Raw genomic sequence first — 19,250 nt, forward strand, 5'->3', positions numbered from 1 at the left:
GAAGCTTACCGGCGCGCGGGCTCGATCCCGCGCCACGCAGGCCAGCAAGGCGGCGTTCAGGTCGCGATTCGTGCCGCTTTCACGTCGTCATAGCGGCACAGATTGCGACCTGAACGGGATCACCCGCCCCCGGTCGCGGCGGCGACCAGGTCAGCGCGCGGCGTAGCGGGCGACGATCTCGTCAGTGAGCGGCGGCCAGATGCGCTTGTGCTCGTCGCCGAACGGCACCCCAGACAGGAATGCCGCGGCGATATCACGTGAGCGATCGACGAAGAAGAAGCTGCCCTGTCCACCGAAGTGGCCCGCCGTCTCGGGCGGGAACGAGTCACTCAGCCAGTGCGGGCTCTTCACGCCCTTGAGCTCGAACCCGAGGCCCCACTGGTTGTCATCGAACGAGCCGTAGCCGGGGACGACGCCCTTCAGATCTTCACGCGAGACCATCAGTGCGAGGTCGCGCAGAGCGGCAGGGATCAGGGTGGGCCGCAGCACCTCGCGACCGAAGATCAGCAGGTCGGCGATCGACGCCTTGTATCCGGCCGAGGGGCGGCCGTTGACGTCGATCTCACGCATGCCGAGCGGCTGGACGACCTCGCGGTTCATCCACTCGGAGAACTCCATCCGCGCAGCCGTGGCCACGTGCGCGCCGAGAGCATCGAAACCGGCATTCGAGTAGATGCGCCGAGTGCCGGGATCCGCCTGCACCTGCTCGCCCTCGAACGGCAGTCCGCTGGTGTGGTCGAGCAGGTTGAGCAGCGTCGACCCTTCAGGCCCTACTGGCTCATCGAGGTCGATCAGCCCGCGCTCGAGCGCGATCAGCGCACCCCACGCGGTAAGCGGCTTGCTCACCGACGCGAGTGCGAGCGCCGTGTGCGGGTCGCCCTGCACGGTGATGGTCTGCTCAGGGCCAGTGACCCCTACGAGAGCGGTGTGCGCAAAGCCGTCGGTCGCGGCGAAAGTCGTCGTCTCCACGGCTCTGCCTCACGCGCCCTTGAGCCGTGCGGCGAGGTACTCGTTGAGCTCGGCGACCGGCACGCGCTCCTGCGCCATGGTGTCGCGGTCGCGCACGGTCACGGCATTGTCGTCGAGCGAGTCGAAGTCGACCGTGACGCAGAACGGGGTGCCGATCTCGTCCTGGCGGCGGTAGCGACGACCGATTGCACCAGCGTCATCGAAGTCGATCGCCCAGCGGCCGCGCAGCGAATCGGCGACCTCGCGCGCGAGCGGCGAGAGCTTCTCGTTGCGCGACAGCGGAAGGACGGCGACCTTGACGGGGGCCAGACGCGGGTCGAGCTTGAGCACCGTGCGAGTGTCGGTGCCACCCTTCGCGTTGGGCACCTCTTCTTCGACGTACGAGTCGACGAGGAACGCCATCATCGAGCGGGTGAGGCCGAACGAGGGCTCGATCACGTACGGCGTGTAGCGCTCGCCGGATGCCTGGTCGAAATACGTCAGGCTCTGGCCGGATGCCTCGGAATGGCTGTTCAGGTCGTAATCGGTGCGGTTGGCGACACCCATGAGCTCGCCCCACTCGGAGCCCGCGAAACCGAAGCGGTACTCGAAGTCGATCGTGCCGGCCGAGTAGTGCGCGCGCTCATCCTCGGGGACGTCGAACTGACGCATGTTCTCGGGGTCGATGCCGAGGTCGATGAACCACGCCCAGCAGGTCTCGACCCAGTGGTCGAACCACTCCTGAGCCTCAGCCGGGGGTACGAAGAACTCGATCTCCATCTGTTCGAACTCGCGAGTGCGGAAGATGAAGTTTCCTGGCGTGATCTCGTTGCGGAACGCCTTGCCGACCTGGCCGATACCGAACGGCGGCTTCTTGCGGCTCGCGGTGAGCACGTTGGCGAAGTTCACGAAGATGCCCTGCGCGGTCTCGGGGCGCAGGTAGTACAGGCCCGACTCATCGTCGACGACGCCGAGGTACGTCTTCACGAGGCCGGAGAACGAGCGCGGCTCGGTCCACTTGCCGCGGGTGCCGCAGTCGGGGCAGGCGATGTCGGCCATGCCGTTCTCGGGCTTGCGCCCCTTCTTCGCCTCGAATGCCTCGAGCAGGTGGTCTTCTCTGTGGCGCTTGTGGCACTGCAGGCACTCGACGAGCGGGTCGCTGAAGGTGGCGACGTGGCCGGATGCTTCCCACACGCGCTTGGGCAGGATGATCGAGGAGTCAAGACCCACCATGTCGCCACGGCCGCGGACGAAGGTCTGCCACCACTGGCGACGGATGTTCTCCTTCAGCTCGGTGCCGAGGGGTCCGTAGTCCCACGCGGAGCGCGAACCGCCGTAGATCTCACCCGCTTGGAACACGAACCCGCGGTGGCGGGCGAGGCTGATGACCTTGTCAAGACGGGACTGTTCGGCCACGGTGGCTCCAATGGTCGGATGCGACGGGGATTGCGCCCGTGAATACGGGCCATTCAATCCTATCCGCGCTGCCGCTGACGATCAGCCCCTGGTGCTCAGCGGTCCGGGAAGGCTTCTCCCCCGCCTGTGGCGAGCGACTCCGCGACGACGCGAATGTGCTCGTCAGCCATCTCCTGCGGGATCGGCGGGAGGACGTCATCCCAGAACGCGAGCGCCGCACCGCGCCCCTGCATCATTCCTGCCGGACGCGCGAGGGCCCAGAGGTGCAGATGAGCGGAGCCATCGTTCCATCGGCCGAAATGGCAGCGGGCCACACCGGGTATCGACTTCACCGCCTCGGAGACACGCTGCATGAGCGGTCCGAGCGCGGCGAGAACCTCGGTCGGAGCATCCTCGAGCAGCCAGTGCTCACGCGGTGAGAGCGCCGCCATGAACGGCAGACCACTCGGCTCTGCCATGACCCGCACCTGCCAGTGGTCGTCCTGCCAGATCGTGCTCGGTGAGGGCATGCACGGGCGGCACTGAGAGGGGTCTGCCTCGCCGCCGCGCGGGCTCTCCGGCACGAGCATCGGCTCGAGGGCACGCATACGGATCTCTTCGAATGCCCATGGCAAGCCTTCGGTCAAAGCCGAGGCATCCAATCGCTCGCCGATCGGGAGGCGCGCATGGAACGGGGAGTCAGCCGGGTGCTGTTCGATTTCTGCGTCGGAGGTCATCTGCCTATGAGCAGAGTCAGCGCCCGTCATTCAGTGAACAGGTAGCCGCGCGTTACGTCGAACCCGGCGAGGCGCAGGCCCCGACCGAACAGCTCTCCCATCTCTCCGCGCAGGCGCATACGCCATTCGTGCGCGGCATCCGGATCAGAGACGCGCATGGACTCGACATCGGAGGGGATCTCGAGGGTCGCGACCACGGCAGCATCCGCCGGCGGCTTGGCGATGTCGGCCAGCGCCCACTCGACGTCGAGCCGGTCGCTCTCATCGCCGGCATCTCCGCCACCGAAGATTCCGTAGTTGTTCACGGTGTAACCGGTCGCTCGTGCACCGAGCACGGTGAGGAAGAAGTGCGCGTTGCGCGCGACCAGCGGGTCGAAAGTCCAGGTGATGCATCCGACATCGCGGGAGAACGCCCACTGGCGCTGGTGCTCTTTGAGCTCGCGCCCCCAGCCGCGCCCGCGATAGTCCGGAAGCAGGGCGGTGATGTGGGAATGCATCCGGCGCTTCGCGGGCGCACCGAAGAAGGCGATGGATGCTCCGACCATCTGCTCCTGCCCGTCTTCGCCGTCGAAGAGGCCGACGACGTAATTGCCGGACTGCTGCAGCGCGCGCAGCGTTCCGGCGTCGACGACGCGCTCAGGTCCGCGGATGGAATCCAGCAGGCTCTGCGCGTCGATGATCAGTTCAACGGTGTCGAGGTCACGGATGTTTCGCACGACCCCAGTCTGCCCCTCTCACGTGCGTCTGGGGAATCCTCTCGGAATCCGCTCGGGAACATTTGTCCCGACCCCCTGACGAGGCGCCTGCAGTCGCAATCGCCCACTAGCCTGGTCAGGTGGGAAATGACGACGAGAGAGCCAGGAAGAGACTCACCCGCACCCCCAGACGCGGCCTCACCGTCGCGGTGCTCGCCTTCGCCGGCCTCGCCTCGTCGTTCATGTTCACGCTCGTCGTGCCGCTCCAGGCCGAGCTGCCCACCCTGCTGAACGCATCGCGCGAAGACACCACGTGGGTCGTCACGATCACGCTGCTCGTCGCCGCGATCGCCACGCCGATCTCGGGGCGCCTCGGCGATATGTACGGCAAGCGGCGCGTGATCGTCGTGCTCATGATCATGCTGATCATCGGCTCCGTGATCGCGGCGCTCTCGACCTCGATCGTCGGCGTCATCGTCGGGCGGGCACTGCAGGGCGGTGTCACCGGAGTCATCCCGCTCGGCATCGCGATCATGCGCGACATCCTCCCTCCCAAGCGTCTCGGCACCGCCGTCGCACTGATGAGCGCGACGATGGGCGTCGGGGGAGCGATCGGGATGCCGCTGGCCGCGTACCTGGCCCTCAACGCCGACTGGCACTCACTGTTCTGGCTCGCCGCTGGGCTCGGCATCACAGGCCTCATCCTGGTCTTGCTGTTCGTGCCCGAAGACGTGCTGCTCTCCCCCGGTCGCCTCGACCTCATCGGTGCCATCGGACTCGCGATCGGGCTCACCGGCCTGCTGCTCTACATCTCACGCGGCGCCCAATGGGGATGGACCTCGCCGGTGGGCCTGAGCCTTGTGCTCGGCGGCATCGTCGTGCTGCTGCTCTGGGGCTGGTATCAGCTGCGCGCCAAGGATCCACTGCTCGATCTGCGCGTTGCCGCGCGCCCCGCGGTGCTGCTGACCAACATCGCCGCGATCGGCATGGGCTTCGCGCTGTTCTCGTCGAACGTGACGTTCCCGCAGATGCTCGAACTCCCCACCGAGACCGGTTCCGGCTTCGGGCTCGACATGCTCACGGCCTCGTTCATCATCATGCCCGCGGGACTGGTGATGATGGTGCTCTCGCCGCTGTCAGGCTGGCTTGAGCGTACGATCGGCCCTCGCCCGTTGTTCACCGTCGGAAGCGCCGCGATCGTCGTCGCATACGTCTATGTGCTCGTCTGGTCGTCGGAGTGGGTGCACATCCTCGTCGCCAATGCACTGATCGGCGTCGGAATCGGCTTCACCTTCGCCGCCATGCCGATGATCATCATGCGCTCTGTGCCGGCCAATGAGACCGGCGCCTCGAACGGGTTGAACGCTCTGTTTCGCTCCGTGGGCACCTCCAGCGCTTCGGCCGTCATGGGTGCGGTGCTCGCAGCGATGAGCATCGAGATCGATGGCGTAGCCGTTCCCACCCGCGAGGCCTTCAACGTCTGCTTCTGGCTTGCGATCGCGGCGGGCGCCATCGCCCTGGTGCTGTCGCTGTTCATCCCGAAGATCCGCCCGCTCGAGAAGCATCCGTCGCTCCCCAGCTGAGTTCGGCCGAGCTGGCCTTCGCCCGAGTTGACCTCAGCGCACCGGCTCTCCGCGACGGATGTCAGCGCGGATCACAGATGCCGGCCCGAAACGCGCGTTTTCTACTGACCTCTGTGATCGAGACTGACAAGTGTCAGGCGCGCTTGCCCCGGCAACTATTCCCGGCACAATGGAGACATGTCCGCACCGCTCTCGCGCATGACGCCGCAGCAGTCTGCGGCCTGGCTCGCCCTGATCGGCACCGCAGAACTGCTCCCGGCCGCTCTCGACGCCCAGTTGCAGCGAGACTCGTCCATGACGCACTACGAGTTCATCCTGCTCAGCGTGCTGCAGCGTCAGGGAGCATTGCGCCTGAGCGATCTCGCGAGCGCGACCAACGCGACGCTCCCCCGCACCTCCAAAGTCGTGAGCCGGCTGCAACAGCGCGGTCTCATCGAACGTGAAGAGAGCACGAAGGACCGCCGCAGCGTGCTGCTGGCCCTCACAAAGGAGGGGCGCCGACAGCTCGTTCTCGCCACCCCGGGACACTTCGACATGGCGCACCGTCTGGTGCTCGACCGCCTCACCGACGAGCAGTTGGAGAACCTCGCCGATGCGCTCGGACCCGTCGTCGAAGCGCTCGATCCGCAGCGGAGGTTCGGTCCGTTCTGAACGGCGGCACTGGTCAGTGCGCGTACTCCATGAGTTCGAGGCCGAGAATGCGGAACGCCTCGTGCACCCGAAGCCGGTGCGCGATCGATAGATCATCGAAGCCGACGATCATCGCGTAAGAGATTCCGGCCCGCGGGCCCCCGAGCACGCCGGACTCAGCGCGCGCGCCGCGATCACGACCGGTTTTGTTGATGAACAGCAGGCCATGCGCGTCATGTTCGTGCGCGAAGGGATCAAGCCCAGTGGATGCCGCGACCAGACTCAGGTCATGGTTCAGGCTCAGCCACTCCGAGACCTGTGCGCTCACGGCAGGATCGACGACCTTGGAGTTGACCAGCGCCGAGAACAGCCCAGCCAGCTCACGAGTGGTGCCGACTGCGACGTGAGGTGCATCATCGGGACCGCGCTCATCGCGGAAACGGTCGAGCATTGCGGTTCGCCGCAGCCCGAGCGCATCGATGCGCTCGCGAACGCTGTGGTGTCCGACGCGCTCCAGCAGCAGATTCACCGCCAGCGGATCACCGGTTGCTGCGGCAAGGGTTGCGAGGTCAGCCAGGGGGAAGATCGGAGTGCGCAGATTGCGCCACACTCCCGATGCCGTCACCGGCTCCACGGCCGAGCGTTCGACGATCTCGAGAGGATCGAGGCTTCCGTCCTCGAATCGTGCCGCCACCTCGATGAGCAGCGGCACGATGCCGAGTCCGGCAATCGGAAGGGTCACATGATCGTCACCGGTCAGCACCGGTGCGCCGGTATCGAGATCCTTGACGTGCACCGAGACCTGGGCCCCCGCATCCGCCAACCCCTCCAGCGCCCGTGTGGTCGCTGCGAACGATCTGCGTCCGATTGCCGCTCGACGCGGCAATCGACGAGTCTTGCGGTGGGATCGACGCAGCATCGCCGTCGTTTTGGCCGGTTCAGAGGGCTGGGGGGTGCCCACACATGTTCCTTCCCGCGAAGGTAGTTGGGGTTGCCCTCATCGGCACAGCCGAGACGGCATTGGCTATCGTAACCCCGCCTACCGACCCCCGGCTGTGGGCCGTTGAGCACCTGTCACCAGATCGTCACCCGCTCTTCAACAGGGAGGTGCAGCGCGTCATCTTCGGTCACCCCGAATGCCTCGTAGAAGGCATCGATGTTGCGCACGATCTGGTTGCAGCGGAACTCGTTCGGGGAGTGCGGGTCGATCGTCAGCAGACGGATCGTCTCGGCATCCCGGCTCTTCTGCTGCCAGACCTGGGCCCAACTCAGCAACAGACGCTGCACACCGGTGAGCCCGTCGATGACCGGGGCGTCCGCACCGTCGAGAGAGAGCTCGTAGGCCTTCAGCGCGATGCCGAGACCGCCGAGGTCGCCGATGTTCTCGCCGATCGTGAGTGCACCGTTGACGTGGTTCTCCTCGCCCAGCCCCACCGGGACGAGCGCGTCGTACTGTGCGATCAGAGCCTTCGTGCGCTCCTCGAAAGCTGAGCGGTCGGCATCCGTCCACCAGTCATCGAGCTTGCCCGTGCCGTCGTAGCGGCTGCCCTGGTCATCGAATCCGTGCCCGACCTCGTGGCCGATCACGGCGCCGATGCCGCCGTAGTTCGCCGCGGCGTCGCGAGATGCATCGAAGAACGGGTACTGCAGGATCGCCGCGGGGAAGACAATCTCGTTCATCGACGGGTTGTAGTACGCGTTGACCATCTGCGGCGGCATGTGCCACTCGTTCCGATCGATGGGCTTTCCGACCTTGTCGACGTTGCGGTCATGCTCGAAGATGTTCGCGCGGCGCACGTTGCCGAAGATGTCGGATGCATCGATCTCGAGCGTCGAATAATCGCGCCATACCGCGGGGTGGCCGATCTTCGGGGTGAACGAGTCGAGCTTCGCGAGCGCGCGCTCGCGGGTCTCGGGGCTCATCCACTCCAGCGTTCTGATGCTCTGGCGGTACGCCTCGATGAGATTCGCGACGAGTTCATCCATCGCGGCCTTCGCCGTCGGCGGGTAGTGGCGCTCGACGTAGACCTTGCCGATCGCCTCGCTGAGGGCGCTTTCGGTGACCGAGACGCCGCGCTTCCAGCGCTCACGGATCGAGGGGACGCCGGTGAGCTCGGTGCCGTAGAACGAGAAGTTCTCCTGCACGAAGTCGTCGGTGAGGAACGCCGCCGCAGCGTGCACGACCTGCGAGCGCAGCCAGGCCTTCCAGTCGTCGAGACGCTCTGCGCTCAGCAGCGCGCCGAGGCCCTCGAAGGCGCTCGGCTGGCTGACGACCAGTTCGGCGAAAGCATCCGGGTTCGTGGGTCCGACCGCGTCCCGCCAGGGCGCGAGGTCGACGCCGACGAGCGCCTGCAGCTCGTCCCAGGTCTTCAGGTTGTAGGTCTCGACGGCGTCGCGGCTGCGGACGTTGTCCCAGTGGTGCGAGGCGATCTCGGTCTCGAGTGCGAAAGCGCGCTCTGCGTCACCGGCAGCATCCGCAATGCCGGCGAGCGCGAGCAGACGCTCGAGGTGCGCGCGGTAGGCGGCGCGGGTGTCGGCGAAGCTGTCGAGGCGATAGTAGCTCTCGTCGGGGAGCGAGAGGCCGGACTGCACGAGAACGGGCACATAGCGCTCGGGGTTGCCCGGGTCGCCGTCGACGTAGAACCCGATCAGGTGGGCGCGGCCGTCGCGCTCGTAGGCGCCGGCGGTGGCGAGAAGGGCCGGGATGCTGTCGATCCGGTCGATCTCGGCCAGGGTCTCGCGCAGCGGTTCGATGCCCGCGGCATCGATGCTCGCGGTGTCCATGAAGCTCGTGAAGAGGTCACCGATCTTGCGCTCGAGGGTGCCGGCGTCAGCGGCCTGCGACTCTTCGATGATCGTGCGGACGTCCGTCTCGGCCTGCTCGGCGAGCAGGTGGAAGGAACCCCAGCGCGCCTTATCGCCGGGGATCTCGGTGCGCTCGAGCCACGCGCCGTTGACGTGGCGGTAGAGATCGTCCTGCGGGCGGATGTCGGAGCTGAATTCTTCGGTCGCGAGACCGGCGGGAAGCACATCAGTCATGCGTCCACCCTATGCGCCGCGTGCGCGCGCATGGCCGTTTCACGCGCACGGCTTCGGTACGCTGAGGGATTCTGGGCCCACCGAAGGAGACCGTCTGCATGAGCGCCAAGATCCGCATTGGAATCGTCGGTTATGGAAACCTCGGACGCGGGGTCGAGCGTGCCATCGAGCGTTGTGACGACATGGAGCTCGTCGGCATCTTCACGCGGCGCGATCCCGCAGATGTGCACACGGCCGGCGCGAGTGCGCACCGCATGGACGACCTCGATCAGCGCACGGGAGATCTCGACGTGCTGATCCTCTGCGGCGGATCCAAGAACGACCTGCCCGTGCAGACGCCGGAGCTCGCCGCACGTTTCAACGTGGTCGACAGCTTCGACACGCACGCGCGCATTCCGGAGCACTTCGCGGCGGTGGATGCTGCGGCGCGTGCTGCCGGGACGACCGCGCTCATCTCGGCCGGGTGGGACCCGGGAATGTTCTCGCTGAACCGCGTCTTCGGAGAGGCGCTGCTGCCCGAGGGCGACACTTACACGTTCTGGGGCCGCGGTCTCAGCCAGGGCCACTCCGACGCGATCCGCCGGGTCGACGGCGTCGCGGGCGGGGTGCAGTACACCGTCCCGAGCGCGGATGCCGTGGCATCCGTTCGTTCCGGCGAGCGCCCGACCCTCACCACCAGACAGAAGCACACGCGCGAGTGCTTCGTCGTGCTCGAAGACGGTGCCGATGCGGATGCCGTGCGCGAAGCGATCGTGACGATGCCCGACTACTTCGCCGACTACGACACCACTGTGACGTTCATCTCGGCTGACGAGCTCGCCCGCGATCACGCGGCCATGCCGCACGGCGGCTTTGTGATCCGCAGCGGAGTGACCGGTGACGGCGCCACCCAGACGATCGAGTACGGCCTGACCCTCGGCAGCAACCCGGAATTCACCGCCAGCGTGCTGGTCGCCTACGCACGCGCAGTGCACCGCATGAACGCCGATGGTCAGATCGGCGCTCGCACGGTGTTCGATGTGGCCCCCGGTCTGCTCTCGCCGAAGTCACCTGAGCAGCTGCGCGCAGAGCTGCTCTGAACGTCAGTGCCAGCGCATAGTCTCAAGAGGTGAGAGGCGCGATGACCCTGAACCGCGAGATCCTGCGGCTCGCTGTGCCTGCCCTGGGCGCCCTGGTTGCAGAGCCGGCGTTCCTCATGGTGGATGCCGCGCTCGTCGGCCACCTCGGGACCGTCCCGCTCGCGGGTCTGGGCATCGCCAGTGCCGTGCTGCAGACGATCGTCGGACTGATGGTGTTCCTCGCGTATTCGACGACGCCGGCGGTTGCTCGTCGGTTCGGCGCGGGTGACCACAAGGATGCCGTCTCGATCGGGATCGACGGCATGTGGTTGGCGCTCGGGCTCGGCGCCGTGCTCGCCGCTCTCGGCGCGTTCTCTTCGCCGTGGCTGGTGTCGCTCTTCGGCGCTGCGCCCGAGGTTGCCGAGCAGGCTGACACCTATCTCGTGATCAGCATGTGGGGTCTGCCTGCGATGCTGATCGTGTTCGCGGCGACAGGCCTTCTGCGCGGCATGCAGAACACTGTCACACCTCTCTGGATCGCTGGTTTCGGCTTCGGTGCGAACGCTCTGCTGAACTGGCTCTTCATCTACGGGTTCGGCTGGGGCATCGCCGGATCCGCGATCGGCACTGTCACCGCGCAGTGGGCGATGGTCGCCGCGTACGTCATCATCGTCGGCAGGCTCGCCCGCACGCACTCCGCCTCGGTGCGCCCGCAGCGAGAGGGAGTGCGCGGTTCGGCGAGGTCCGGCGGCTGGCTGTTCCTGCGCACGGTGAGCCTGCGGGTCGCTCTGCTGCTCACGGTCGGCGTCGCGACCGCCCTCGGTACAGAAGAGCTGGCCGGTTGGCAGGTCGTCTTCACGATCTTCTCGGCGGCGGCTTTCGTTCTGGATGCCCTCGCCATCGCCGCGCAGGCGCTGATCGGCAAGGGGCTGGGTGCCGGCGACGTTCCCGGCGTGCGTCTCGTGCTGGCCCGAACGGTTGCGTGGGGTGCGTGGTTCGGAGTGGCCGTCGGGGTCATCATCGGGGCGCTGTCCGGCGTGATCGGGCTCGCCTTCACCGGGGACCCAGCGCTTGCCGCATTGATCCAGCCTGCGCTGATCGTGCTGGCCATCGCGCAGCCGATCGCAGGGGTCGTGTTCGTGCTCGACGGTGTGCTGATGGGGTCAGGCGACGTGCGCTATCTCGCGATCGCCGGCGGCCTGAACCTCGTGCCCTTCATCCCGACGCTCGTGATCATTGCGATGGTCGGGGTCAGCGGAATGCCCGGAGTCACCTGGCTCGCTGTTGCCTTCTTCGGCGTCTACCTGCTCGCCCGGTTCGCGACCCTCGGCTGGCGCGTCAAGACCGGCGGCTGGCTGCGCCAGGACGCGTAGGGCACTCGTTCTGCACAATGCGGCACGACGAACGGCTGTCCACGATTTTCGGCTCTGCGGCACGAACCCGCCGCGCCCCCTGGCATCCTGGTCTCACTAGGCCGACAATGGAGAGATGTTGACCATGAGTGAACCGCAGGTATGGACGCTGATCGGCGTTTTCGCCACCGGCCTGTTCGGCATGATCACGCTCATGTCGACGATGTTCGTGCGGATCATCAAGACAGAGATCGGAAGCATCCGCACCGAGATCCACGGCGTGCACCGCAGGCTCGATCGCCTCGATTCAGACGTGAACGCACTCATGCGACACACGTTCGGAATCCAGCGCGACTGATCCGCTGACTCCTCAGTCGGCGTAGCGGCGGCACCATTCGTACATGATGACCGCGCCCGCGGCGCTCGCGTTGATCGACCTCGTCGAGCCGTACTGGGTGATCTCGATGTGTCCGGATGCCGCGGCGATCGCCTCTTCCGTCAAACCCGGCCCCTCCTGTCCGAACAGCAGCACGCAGCGCTCGGGCAGCTCTGCCTTGTCCACGGGCACAGCGCCTGCGACATTGTCGACCGCGATGATCGGGATGCCTTCGCTCTCGGCCCATGCGGCGAACGAGGCGACATCCTCGTGGTGCACGACGTGCTGATACCGGTCGGTGACCATGGCCCCGCGCTTGTTCCAGCGACGGCGGCCGACGATGTGCACGGTGTCGGCGAGGAACGCATTGGCGCTGCGCACGATGGATCCGATGTTCATGTCGTGCTGCCAGTTCTCGATCGCGACATGGAACGAATGCCGGTGCGTGTCGAGGTCGGCGACGATGGCATCCATCCGCCAGTAGCGGTAACGATCGATGACGTTGCGGGTGTCGCCGTTCTCGAGCAGTTCCGGATCGTACTGGTCACCGGTGGGCCATTCGCCTTCCCAGGGGCCGAGGCCGTGGGAACTGTGCTCTGGAGTCTCAGTCACTGCTTCAGCGTAGTCTGGAGCGGTGGCATCCCCGGCAGCAGACGACTACCTGAAGACCGTCTACGCGCATACCGAATGGCAGGATGCTCCGATCACTCCGTCGCAGCTGGCCGCCAAGCTCGGCATCGCCCCCTCGAGCGTGACCGAGATGGTCAAAAAGCTCGCAGCTGCAGGCCTCGTCTCACATGTGCCGTATGGCGCGGTGCGTCTGACGGATGCCGGCCAGGCCCGCGCGCTGCAGATGGTGCGCCGCCACCGCCTCATCGAGACCTGGCTGGTGCAGGAGTTCGACTACTCCTGGGATGAAGTGCACGACGAGGCCGAGGTTCTCGAGCACACGATCAGCGATCGACTGCTCGAGGGCATCGACACTCGTCTCGGACACCCTCGCTTCGACCCGCACGGAGACGCGATTCCGGATGCCGCAGGCGACGCCATCCGCGAGCCCTTCGTGCTGCTCGCTGATGCGGCGCCCGGACACACCGGCCGCGTGCTGCGCGTCGCGGACACCGACCCCGATCTACTTCGGGCACTGAACGCGCTGGGACTCGCCGTGGGGTCGGAGATCCGCGTCAGCATCGGCGGCATCGACCTCGACGGAAAGAATGTCGCGCTGCCCGATGGTGCCGCTGATGTGGTGTGGCTCAGCCAATAAGCTGAGCACATGGCACACCGCGATGACATCGAATGCTGGCTCACCGATATGGACGGGGTTCTCGTCCATGAGAACGTGCCGATCCCCGGAGCATCCGAGATGCTCGCCGGGTGGGAGAGCAACGGCATCCCTTATCTGGTGCTGACGAACAACTCGATCTTCACCGCGCGCGACCTCTCCGCCCGGCTGCGCGCGAGCGGCCTGAACGTTCCCGAAGACCGCATCTGGACGTCGGCGCTCGCGACGGCATCGTTCTTGAAGCAGCAGCTGCCCGGCGGCTCTGCGTTCGTGATCGGCGAGGCCGGCATTCTCACCGCGCTCCACGACGCCGGGTACATCATGACCGAGACGGATCCTGATTTCGTCGTCGTCGGCGAGACTCGCACATACTCTTTCGAGGCGATCACCAAGGCAATCCGCCTGATCAACAAGGGCGCGCGGTTCATCATCACGAACCCGGATGCCACCGGCCCCAGCGCCGAGGGCGCACTGCCGGCGACCGGCGCTGTCGCCGCTCTCATCACGAAGGCCACCGGCATGGAGCCGTACGTCGTCGGCAAGCCGAACCCGATGATGTTCCGCTCAGCGCTCAACAAGATCGGTGCACACTCGAAGAAGACCGGCATGATCGGCGACCGCATGGACACCGACATCGTCGCCGGCATCGAGGCGGGCCTGCACACGGTGCTCGTCCTCACCGGCATCAGCGATCAGGCCGAGATCGAGAAGTACCCGTTCCGGCCCGACGAGATCGTCGACTCTGTTGCCGATCTGCTGCCCACCATCACCGAAGCGATCACGACGATCAAGGGCTGACTGAGGACCGATCGATGGGCGTTCTCGACGACGGCGAACGGATCACGGCAGCGGATGCCGCAGAAGGGAAGCGACCATGAATCAGAACGACCTGCTGTTTCTCGTGCTGATCCTGATCGGCCTGTCATCGATCACGATCGTCATCTGGCAGTTCGTGCGCTCGAACCGCGGCCGTGGCGACGGGAGGCCGGGCAACTGGTGGGAAGGCCCCTGGGACGACGACCGCAAGGGCTGACCCGCCCGGTGCGGCTGGGGTCGCAAATGGTCGCTACGCAGCAGCATTAGCGGCTACATGCGCCACCCGCGCATGGTTCGACACTCTGGGGCCCGGCATGACGCCCCACCGCTACCGCAGGACGAACGCCGCGGCCCCGATCAGTGGCCCCTCATCGCCGAGTCCGGAGCGCACTACGCGAGCAGCGCGCGAGTAGTCGTGCGCCGCGGATGCCACCAGCGCCTGCTGCACGAGATCGATGTAGTCGTCCGAGACGCGCGAGAACCCGCCGCCTACTGCGATGAGGTCGAGGTCGAGCAGGGTCGCGGCATCCGCCAACACCTGACCCACTGCGCGCGCGGAACGTTCGATCGCCGCGCGCGCGACCTGGTCGCCGTCAGCCGCAGAACGTGCGAGATCTTCACCGGTAGAGCCCGTCCAGCCCTGCGATCGCGCCCAGGCGGCACTCGCCGGCCCCGACGCGATCTCTTCGAGAGTCAGTCCGCCCTCGCGACGCATCTGTCCGAGGTGGCCAGCGTTTCCACTCGCACCGGGCATGTAGTGTCCTGCGACGACGAACCCGCCACCGACGCCGGTCGAGATGACGATCGACAGTGATGCGCGCGCGTCGCGCGTCGCCCCGAGCCAGGATTCGGCGAGCGCGAGCGCACCGCCGTCGTGGCCGAACACGGTGTGCACGTCACGACCGAGAACATCGGATGCCGCGGTGCGCACAGCATCCGCCAGTGCGTAGCCATGCGCGAGGGGCATGTTCACCGGGAAGATCTTTCCAGCTTGGCGATCGACGGGCCCTGCACTGCCGATTCCGACGCCGATCAGCTCAGCGTCGGCGGGCAGTGCGGCAAGCGCGTGGGCAATGACGGCACGCACTGCCGCGTCGAGGGAGGACGGCGTTGATCCGCGTCCGGTCGCCTCGCGGCTGCGGCTCCCGGCTGCGACCTCGCCGTCAAGTGAGACGAGGGCGGCCTCTATTTTGGTGCCTCCGACGTCGACGGCCAGCGCGCAGCGGATCACTGCGGATCGAGACCGAGATCGTCGAGGTCGAACGCGGCCAGCCACTGCAGGCCCTCGGCCTCGATCGCGGCCTGGGCTCCGGTCTTGCGGTCGACGATCACCGCGACGGCAACGACTTCCGCGCCCTCACGCCGCAGCACTTCGACGGCTTTCAGCGCGGACTGCCCGGTGGTCGAGGTGTCTTCGAGAACGACGACGCGCTTGCCCGCCACATCCGCGCCCTCGACCTGACGGCCGCGGCCGTGATCCTTGGGCTCCTTGCGGACGACGAACGCATCCACCGGATTGTCGGCTGCGACAGAGGCGTGCATGACCGAGTTGGCGATCGGGTCAGCGCCGAGTGTGAGGCCGCCGACCGAGACGGCGCCGAGACCGTCGATCAGGTCGAGCATGATGCGGCCGATCGCGGGAGCCGCCCGGTGATCGAGGGTGAGCTTTCGCATATCGACGTAGTACGTCGCCTGCTTGCCGCTCGAGAGCGTGAAGTCACCGTGGAACACCGCCTCAGCCTTGATCAGGGCGAGCAGGGACTGGCGGTCGGCTTCGAGAGTCACGGCATCCAGTGTATGGCGCACCGGTCCTGGCCACGCATGCGCATTTGTCCTATCGTGACGGGAGATCCACAACGCAGGGAGGCCCATGTTCTCTTTCGACCCCTACGCCGAATTGGCCGCGCTCCGCGAGTTCGCCCCGCTCGAGCTGACGAGTCCGGATTTCGAGGGCGGTGGACCGCTCCCGCTGTTCGCCTGGTCGACCGATCGCGGCGGCGAGGATCGCTCCCCCGGACTGCAGTGGTCGCAGGCCCCGGCGGGCACGAAGAGCTTTGCGATCTCGTGCTTCGATCCGGATGCTCCGACCGGCTCAGGCTTCTGGCACTGGGCGGCTTTCGACCTGCCTGCTGACACTTCGACGCTCGCGAGCGGCGAAGGCACGACTGCGGCACTGCCGCCCGGCGCGCGAGTCCTACCGAACGAGGCGCGGCTCAAGCGCTTCATCGGTGCCGCTCCGCCTGCGGGCACCGGAATCCACCGCTATTTCTTCGTGGTCGACGCGCTCGACGTACAGGCGCTCGACATCGACGATGAGGCCACGCCCGCGGTGCTCGGCTTCAACCGACACTTCCACACCCTCGCCCGGGGCGTGCTGATGGGAACCGCCGACCCCGCGGAACGCTGACCACGTCAGCACTCCGCGGGGCGGGTGTGGTGCGGATGCTACTCGGCATCCAGCGGCAGGAGGATGTCCTTGACGCTCGGATCGGTGCGCAGGAACTCCTGCACCGCCGGGTCCTGGAACGCCTGGACCAGCTTCTTGATGTTGTCGGCATCGGCGTAGTCGGAGCCGATCGTCAGCTGTCCCACGAACTCGTCCGGCGCCGGCGGAGCGAAGATCTGCTTCTCGACGTCGATTCCCGCGGCCAGGTAGTACTCGGTGTAGCCGACAGCTGCATCGAGATCCTGCAGTGAGCGCGACTGCGCGGCGAAGTCGAGCAGCGTGAAGGTGAGGCCCTTCGGGTTCTCGATGATGTCGTCCTGCGTCGCGTTCCACCTGTCGATCGACGGGTCCAGCGTGATGAGACCGGCACGCTCGAGCACCCCCAGCCCCTGTGCCTCATTGGCCGGGTCGGAGTAGAGCGAGATGTTGGCTCCGTCGGGGATCTGATCGACTGAGGTGTACTTGTCGCTCCACAGCCCGAAGCCCCAGCGGAACACAGGGGTGGCGGCCTCTTCGCGGAAGTCGGGGTTCGCCTCGAGCACTTGGCTGAGCCAGAGCTTGTGCTGGTAGACAGTGCCTGCAACTTCTCCCTCGCTCACCGCGCGGTTCAGAGTGGTGCTGTCGGCGAGTCCCTTGAACGCGACCGTGATGCCGTACTTCGGCGCGACCTCTTCGGCGACGAACTCGACAAGGGCCTGCTCCGAGGCGTTGCCCTCCGCGGTGACGATCGTCAGAGTGGCTCCCTCGACGAGGTTCGGGGAGGTGGCGCCGATGAAGCGCGGAAGGATGAGCGCTGCGGCGAGGCCGAGCACAACGACGATCCCGCCGACGATCCAGGGCCAGCGACGCCGGGTGCGGACGGCGAAGCCGTGCTCGTCGCCGGGCGGGCCGGGCGGGGTCTCGGTGAGGGTTGCGGACATGGTTGTGCTCCGTTTCGGATGGGTCAGTGCGGGGGTTGATCAGTGCGGGGGTTGGGAGGAAGCGTGCCGCTCAGGCTGTGACGGTGAGGCGACGGCCTGCGCGACGGGCGTCGACGCGAGCGGCGGGGGTGAGGGCGCGGGCCACCCGATCGCCGATGAACTGGACGAGCGCCACCGTTGCGATCAGGATGACGATCGTGGTGATCATCACCGTGTGGTCGAACCGCTGGTAGCCGTAGGTGACGGCGACATAACCGATGCCGCCGGCGCCGATGGTTCCGGCGATCGCGGAGTACTCGATCATCGCGATCGTGTTGATCGTCAGGCCTCCGACGATCGACGGCACGGCCTCAGAAAGCTGTGCGCGGTGGATGACCTGCACCGGCGAGGCGCCAGAGGCGATCGCCACGCGGGCCCGGTCGGTCGGCACGCTGCGCAGCGAGTTCTCGACGATCCGCGTGAAGAACGCGATGCCGGCGATCGACATCGGAACGACCGCGGCAGGGATGCCGATGTTCGTGCCCGTGATCAAACGGGTGAACGGGATGATCGCCGCCATCAGGATGAGGAAGGGCAGCGAGCGGCCCATGCTGACGATCCAGCTCAGCACGACGTGTGCCGTGCGATGCGGAAACAGTCCTCCGGGTGCGAGGTTGAACACGATCGCCCCGAGCGGAATGCCGACGATCACGACGATCACCATGGTGATGCCGACCATCACCAGTGTCTCACCGAGAGCGGGGATCACCAGTGCAGGGATCTCGAACAGTGGCACAGCGGCGGTCTTCAGCAGGCTCATGGCAAGAGCTCCAGTTCGCGTTCAGGGGCGGTCTTCAGCAGGCTCATGGCAAGAGCTCCAGTTCGCGTTCAGGGGCGGCGCCGGCGAGCAGGGTGACCGGTTGCTCGTCGACCACGGCTGCGTGCAGGCCAGCGGCACGCAGCAGCGGTAGCGCCCGCGGGAGCGCGTGCGCAGGCACGGCGATGCGCGCGGTTCCCACGGCCGCCGAGCGGACGGTCTCGACCGCGGCGCCGAGCAGGTTCACGTCTGTGTCGAGTTCGCGCGAGAGACGTGTGAGCCAGTCGCCGGCGACATCACCGATGTAGACGACATCGATGGCCACCTCGCCGGTTGCGGCATCCTGCCGTTCGCGCACGGGGCGCAACTGCGAGCCGAGCAGCGAACTCGGGTCACGCAGCAGGTCAACGGTCCGCCCCGACTCGACGATGCGTCCGTGATCGAGTCGGGCGACGGCATCCGCGATCTGCACGACGGTGTCCATCTCGTGAGTGATGAACAGGATCGACAGGCTCAGCTCGTCGCGCAGCTCTTTGAGCAGGCTCACGATCGATGCCGTGGAGTCGGGGTCGAGCCCGCTTGTCGCCTCGTCGGAGAGCAGCACACTCGGCCGCAGCGCGAGCGCTCTGGCGATACCCACACGCTGCCGCTGACCACCCGAGAGCTGGTGCGGGTAATGGTCGGTCCGATCTGCGAGTCCCACCCGATCGAGCAGCTCGGCGACGCGCGAGCGGATCCCCGCCTTGGTGACGCCGAGGAACTCGAGCGGCAGGGCGACGTTCTCTGCCGCGGTCCTGCGGGCGTAGAGGCCGTCGGACTGGAACACCGTGCCGATACGGCGGCGCGCAGTGCGGAGGTTCTTCTCTCCGAGGGCGGTGAGGTCTTCGCCGTTGACGATCACTCGCCCCGACGTCGGCCGCTCGAGCAGCGTGACGCACTGTGCCAACGTCGACTTGCCGGCGCCGGAAGGACCGACCACGGCGAAGATCTCGCCGGTGTCGACGGAGAAGTCCAGGCGGTCGAGGACGACGGTCGCGTCGGCGCCCTCTCCGAACGCCTTGGTGAGCTTGTCGAGCTGAATCATGCCGATAAAACTATGGTGATCGGCCTTTCGCGCGCGCGTGCATTTCCTTCGGTTTCACATTGCTTCACTGCGTGACTCTCGCTCGTGCGG

21 protein-coding genes are annotated in these 19,250 nt (G+C 66.6%); 9 read left to right on the forward strand and 12 right to left on the reverse strand.

Annotation, left to right across the window (positions count from 1 at the left end; translation table 11 throughout):
* Nucleotides 1-150: 150 nt before the first annotated feature.
* The 4 genes from ACN0RC_RS04305 to ACN0RC_RS04320 all read right to left on the reverse strand — a co-directional run bounded on the left by ACN0RC_RS04305 (nucleotide 151) and on the right by ACN0RC_RS04320 (nucleotide 3,796).
* Nucleotides 151-969 carry a serine hydrolase domain-containing protein gene (locus ACN0RC_RS04305; protein ID WP_417509151.1) on the reverse strand — a complete coding sequence of 273 codons (819 nt, stop codon included), beginning with the start codon at nucleotides 967-969 and terminating at the stop codon, nucleotides 151-153.
* A 9-nt stretch (nucleotides 970-978) separates the two neighbouring features.
* Nucleotides 979-2,364 (reverse strand): glycine--tRNA ligase, encoded by a 1,386-nt coding sequence (locus ACN0RC_RS04310; RefSeq protein WP_417509153.1) that lies wholly within the window; start codon nucleotides 2,362-2,364, stop codon nucleotides 979-981.
* Nucleotides 2,365-2,459: 95 nt separating this feature from the next.
* Nucleotides 2,460-3,080: a hypothetical protein gene (locus ACN0RC_RS04315; protein ID WP_417509155.1), complete on the reverse strand. Its 621-nt coding sequence runs from the start codon at nucleotides 3,078-3,080 to the stop codon at nucleotides 2,460-2,462.
* A gap of 26 nt (nucleotides 3,081-3,106) precedes the next feature.
* Nucleotides 3,107-3,796: a GNAT family N-acetyltransferase gene (locus ACN0RC_RS04320; protein WP_417509157.1), complete on the reverse strand. Its 690-nt coding sequence runs from the start codon at nucleotides 3,794-3,796 to the stop codon at nucleotides 3,107-3,109.
* 119 nt (nucleotides 3,797-3,915) lie between these two features.
* On the opposite strand from ACN0RC_RS04320, the gene ACN0RC_RS04325 reads away from it, so the two are divergent.
* On the forward strand, nucleotides 3,916-5,358 hold the full coding sequence (locus tag ACN0RC_RS04325; RefSeq protein WP_417509159.1) for an MFS transporter: 1,443 nt from the start codon (nucleotides 3,916-3,918) through the stop codon (nucleotides 5,356-5,358).
* A 177-nt stretch (nucleotides 5,359-5,535) separates the two neighbouring features.
* Nucleotides 5,536-6,009 (forward strand): MarR family winged helix-turn-helix transcriptional regulator, encoded by a 474-nt coding sequence (locus tag ACN0RC_RS04330; RefSeq protein ID WP_417509161.1) that lies wholly within the window; start codon nucleotides 5,536-5,538, stop codon nucleotides 6,007-6,009.
* 13 nt (nucleotides 6,010-6,022) lie between these two features.
* Here ACN0RC_RS04330 and ACN0RC_RS04335 read toward each other — a convergent pair whose 3' ends face one another.
* Both ACN0RC_RS04335 and ACN0RC_RS04340 read right to left on the reverse strand, forming a co-directional pair.
* Entirely contained in the window at nucleotides 6,023-6,949 is a 927-nt protein-coding gene (locus tag ACN0RC_RS04335) for a serine hydrolase (RefSeq protein ID WP_417509163.1), read from the reverse strand.
* A 113-nt stretch (nucleotides 6,950-7,062) separates the two neighbouring features.
* Nucleotides 7,063-9,027 carry a M13 family metallopeptidase gene (locus ACN0RC_RS04340; protein ID WP_417509165.1) on the reverse strand — a complete coding sequence of 655 codons (1,965 nt, stop codon included), beginning with the start codon at nucleotides 9,025-9,027 and terminating at the stop codon, nucleotides 7,063-7,065.
* A 98-nt stretch (nucleotides 9,028-9,125) separates the two neighbouring features.
* Between ACN0RC_RS04340 and ACN0RC_RS04345 the strand changes: the two genes are divergently transcribed.
* The 3 genes from ACN0RC_RS04345 to ACN0RC_RS04355 all read left to right on the forward strand — a co-directional run bounded on the left by ACN0RC_RS04345 (nucleotide 9,126) and on the right by ACN0RC_RS04355 (nucleotide 11,795).
* The gene (locus ACN0RC_RS04345; RefSeq protein ID WP_417509167.1) at nucleotides 9,126-10,106 is read left to right on the forward strand and encodes a diaminopimelate dehydrogenase; all 981 of its coding nucleotides are present in this window, start codon (nucleotides 9,126-9,128) and stop codon (nucleotides 10,104-10,106) included.
* Between the two features lie 41 nt (nucleotides 10,107-10,147).
* Nucleotides 10,148-11,458 carry an MATE family efflux transporter gene (locus ACN0RC_RS04350; RefSeq protein WP_417509169.1) on the forward strand — a complete coding sequence of 437 codons (1,311 nt, stop codon included), beginning with the start codon at nucleotides 10,148-10,150 and terminating at the stop codon, nucleotides 11,456-11,458.
* Nucleotides 11,459-11,582: 124 nt separating this feature from the next.
* Nucleotides 11,583-11,795 (forward strand): hypothetical protein, encoded by a 213-nt coding sequence (locus ACN0RC_RS04355; RefSeq protein WP_417509170.1) that lies wholly within the window; start codon nucleotides 11,583-11,585, stop codon nucleotides 11,793-11,795.
* Between the two features lie 12 nt (nucleotides 11,796-11,807).
* Here the strand turns inward: ACN0RC_RS04355 and ACN0RC_RS04360 are convergent, their stop codons facing one another.
* Nucleotides 11,808-12,425, reverse strand: a complete 618-nt coding sequence (locus ACN0RC_RS04360; RefSeq protein ID WP_417509172.1) for a TrmH family RNA methyltransferase — start codon at nucleotides 12,423-12,425, stop codon at nucleotides 11,808-11,810.
* Nucleotides 12,426-12,447: 22 nt separating this feature from the next.
* Between ACN0RC_RS04360 and ACN0RC_RS04365 the strand changes: the two genes are divergently transcribed.
* From ACN0RC_RS04365 to ACN0RC_RS04375, 3 genes are all read left to right on the forward strand, one after another.
* Entirely contained in the window at nucleotides 12,448-13,080 is a 633-nt protein-coding gene (locus ACN0RC_RS04365; protein WP_417509174.1) for a metal-dependent transcriptional regulator, read from the forward strand.
* Between the two features lie 9 nt (nucleotides 13,081-13,089).
* The gene (locus ACN0RC_RS04370) at nucleotides 13,090-13,896 is read left to right on the forward strand and encodes an HAD-IIA family hydrolase (protein ID WP_417509176.1); all 807 of its coding nucleotides are present in this window, start codon (nucleotides 13,090-13,092) and stop codon (nucleotides 13,894-13,896) included.
* Between the two features lie 76 nt (nucleotides 13,897-13,972).
* A complete protein-coding gene (locus tag ACN0RC_RS04375; RefSeq protein WP_417509178.1) occupies nucleotides 13,973-14,131 on the forward strand; it encodes a hypothetical protein in 159 nt (52 codons plus the stop codon).
* 111 nt (nucleotides 14,132-14,242) lie between these two features.
* On the opposite strand, the gene ACN0RC_RS04380 is transcribed toward ACN0RC_RS04375, so the two are convergent.
* Both ACN0RC_RS04380 and pyrE read right to left on the reverse strand, forming a co-directional pair.
* Entirely contained in the window at nucleotides 14,243-15,145 is a 903-nt protein-coding gene (locus tag ACN0RC_RS04380) for an ROK family protein (protein WP_417509180.1), read from the reverse strand.
* The gene (pyrE, locus tag ACN0RC_RS04385; RefSeq protein ID WP_417509182.1) at nucleotides 15,142-15,699 is read right to left on the reverse strand and encodes an orotate phosphoribosyltransferase; all 558 of its coding nucleotides are present in this window, start codon (nucleotides 15,697-15,699) and stop codon (nucleotides 15,142-15,144) included. Before pyrE ends, ACN0RC_RS04380 begins: the two co-directional genes overlap by 4 nt.
* Before the next feature lie 85 nt (nucleotides 15,700-15,784).
* Between pyrE and ACN0RC_RS04390 the strand changes: the two genes are divergently transcribed.
* Nucleotides 15,785-16,321, forward strand: a complete 537-nt coding sequence (locus tag ACN0RC_RS04390; protein ID WP_417509183.1) for a YbhB/YbcL family Raf kinase inhibitor-like protein — start codon at nucleotides 15,785-15,787, stop codon at nucleotides 16,319-16,321.
* A gap of 38 nt (nucleotides 16,322-16,359) precedes the next feature.
* On the opposite strand, the gene ACN0RC_RS04395 is transcribed toward ACN0RC_RS04390, so the two are convergent.
* The 3 genes from ACN0RC_RS04395 to ACN0RC_RS04405 form a co-directional block, all read right to left on the reverse strand.
* A complete protein-coding gene (locus ACN0RC_RS04395) occupies nucleotides 16,360-17,280 on the reverse strand; it encodes a MetQ/NlpA family ABC transporter substrate-binding protein (RefSeq protein WP_417509185.1) in 921 nt (306 codons plus the stop codon).
* 70 nt (nucleotides 17,281-17,350) lie between these two features.
* Nucleotides 17,351-18,079, reverse strand: coding sequence for a methionine ABC transporter permease (locus ACN0RC_RS04400; RefSeq protein ID WP_417509187.1), 729 nt, complete (start codon nucleotides 18,077-18,079; stop codon nucleotides 17,351-17,353).
* Between the two features lie 43 nt (nucleotides 18,080-18,122).
* Entirely contained in the window at nucleotides 18,123-19,160 is a 1,038-nt protein-coding gene (locus ACN0RC_RS04405) for a methionine ABC transporter ATP-binding protein (protein WP_417509190.1), read from the reverse strand.
* Nucleotides 19,161-19,250: the final 90 nt, after the last annotated feature.

Source organism: Microbacterium sp. (assembly GCF_048259935.1).
GTDB lineage: Bacteria > Actinomycetota > Actinomycetes > Actinomycetales > Microbacteriaceae > Microbacterium.

Coding starts and splice junctions, on each gene's coding strand:
- ACN0RC_RS04315 (WP_417509155.1), bottom strand. CDS start 3,080: ATGACCTCCGACGCAGAAATCGAACAGCACCCGGCTGACTCCCCGTTC.
- ACN0RC_RS04330 (WP_417509161.1), top strand. CDS start 5,536: ATGTCCGCACCGCTCTCGCGCATGACGCCGCAGCAGTCTGCGGCCTGG.
- ACN0RC_RS04340 (WP_417509165.1), bottom strand. CDS start 9,027: ATGACTGATGTGCTTCCCGCCGGTCTCGCGACCGAAGAATTCAGCTCC.
- ACN0RC_RS04345 (WP_417509167.1), top strand. CDS start 9,126: ATGAGCGCCAAGATCCGCATTGGAATCGTCGGTTATGGAAACCTCGGA.
- ACN0RC_RS04350 (WP_417509169.1), top strand. CDS start 10,148: ATGACCCTGAACCGCGAGATCCTGCGGCTCGCTGTGCCTGCCCTGGGC.
- ACN0RC_RS04355 (WP_417509170.1), top strand. CDS start 11,583: ATGAGTGAACCGCAGGTATGGACGCTGATCGGCGTTTTCGCCACCGGC.
- ACN0RC_RS04370 (WP_417509176.1), top strand. CDS start 13,090: ATGGCACACCGCGATGACATCGAATGCTGGCTCACCGATATGGACGGG.
- ACN0RC_RS04375 (WP_417509178.1), top strand. CDS start 13,973: ATGAATCAGAACGACCTGCTGTTTCTCGTGCTGATCCTGATCGGCCTG.
- ACN0RC_RS04390 (WP_417509183.1), top strand. CDS start 15,785: ATGTTCTCTTTCGACCCCTACGCCGAATTGGCCGCGCTCCGCGAGTTC.
- ACN0RC_RS04395 (WP_417509185.1), bottom strand. CDS start 17,280: ATGTCCGCAACCCTCACCGAGACCCCGCCCGGCCCGCCCGGCGACGAG.
- ACN0RC_RS04400 (WP_417509187.1), bottom strand. CDS start 18,079: ATGAGCCTGCTGAAGACCGCCGCTGTGCCACTGTTCGAGATCCCTGCA.
- ACN0RC_RS04405 (WP_417509190.1), bottom strand. CDS start 19,160: ATGATTCAGCTCGACAAGCTCACCAAGGCGTTCGGAGAGGGCGCCGAC.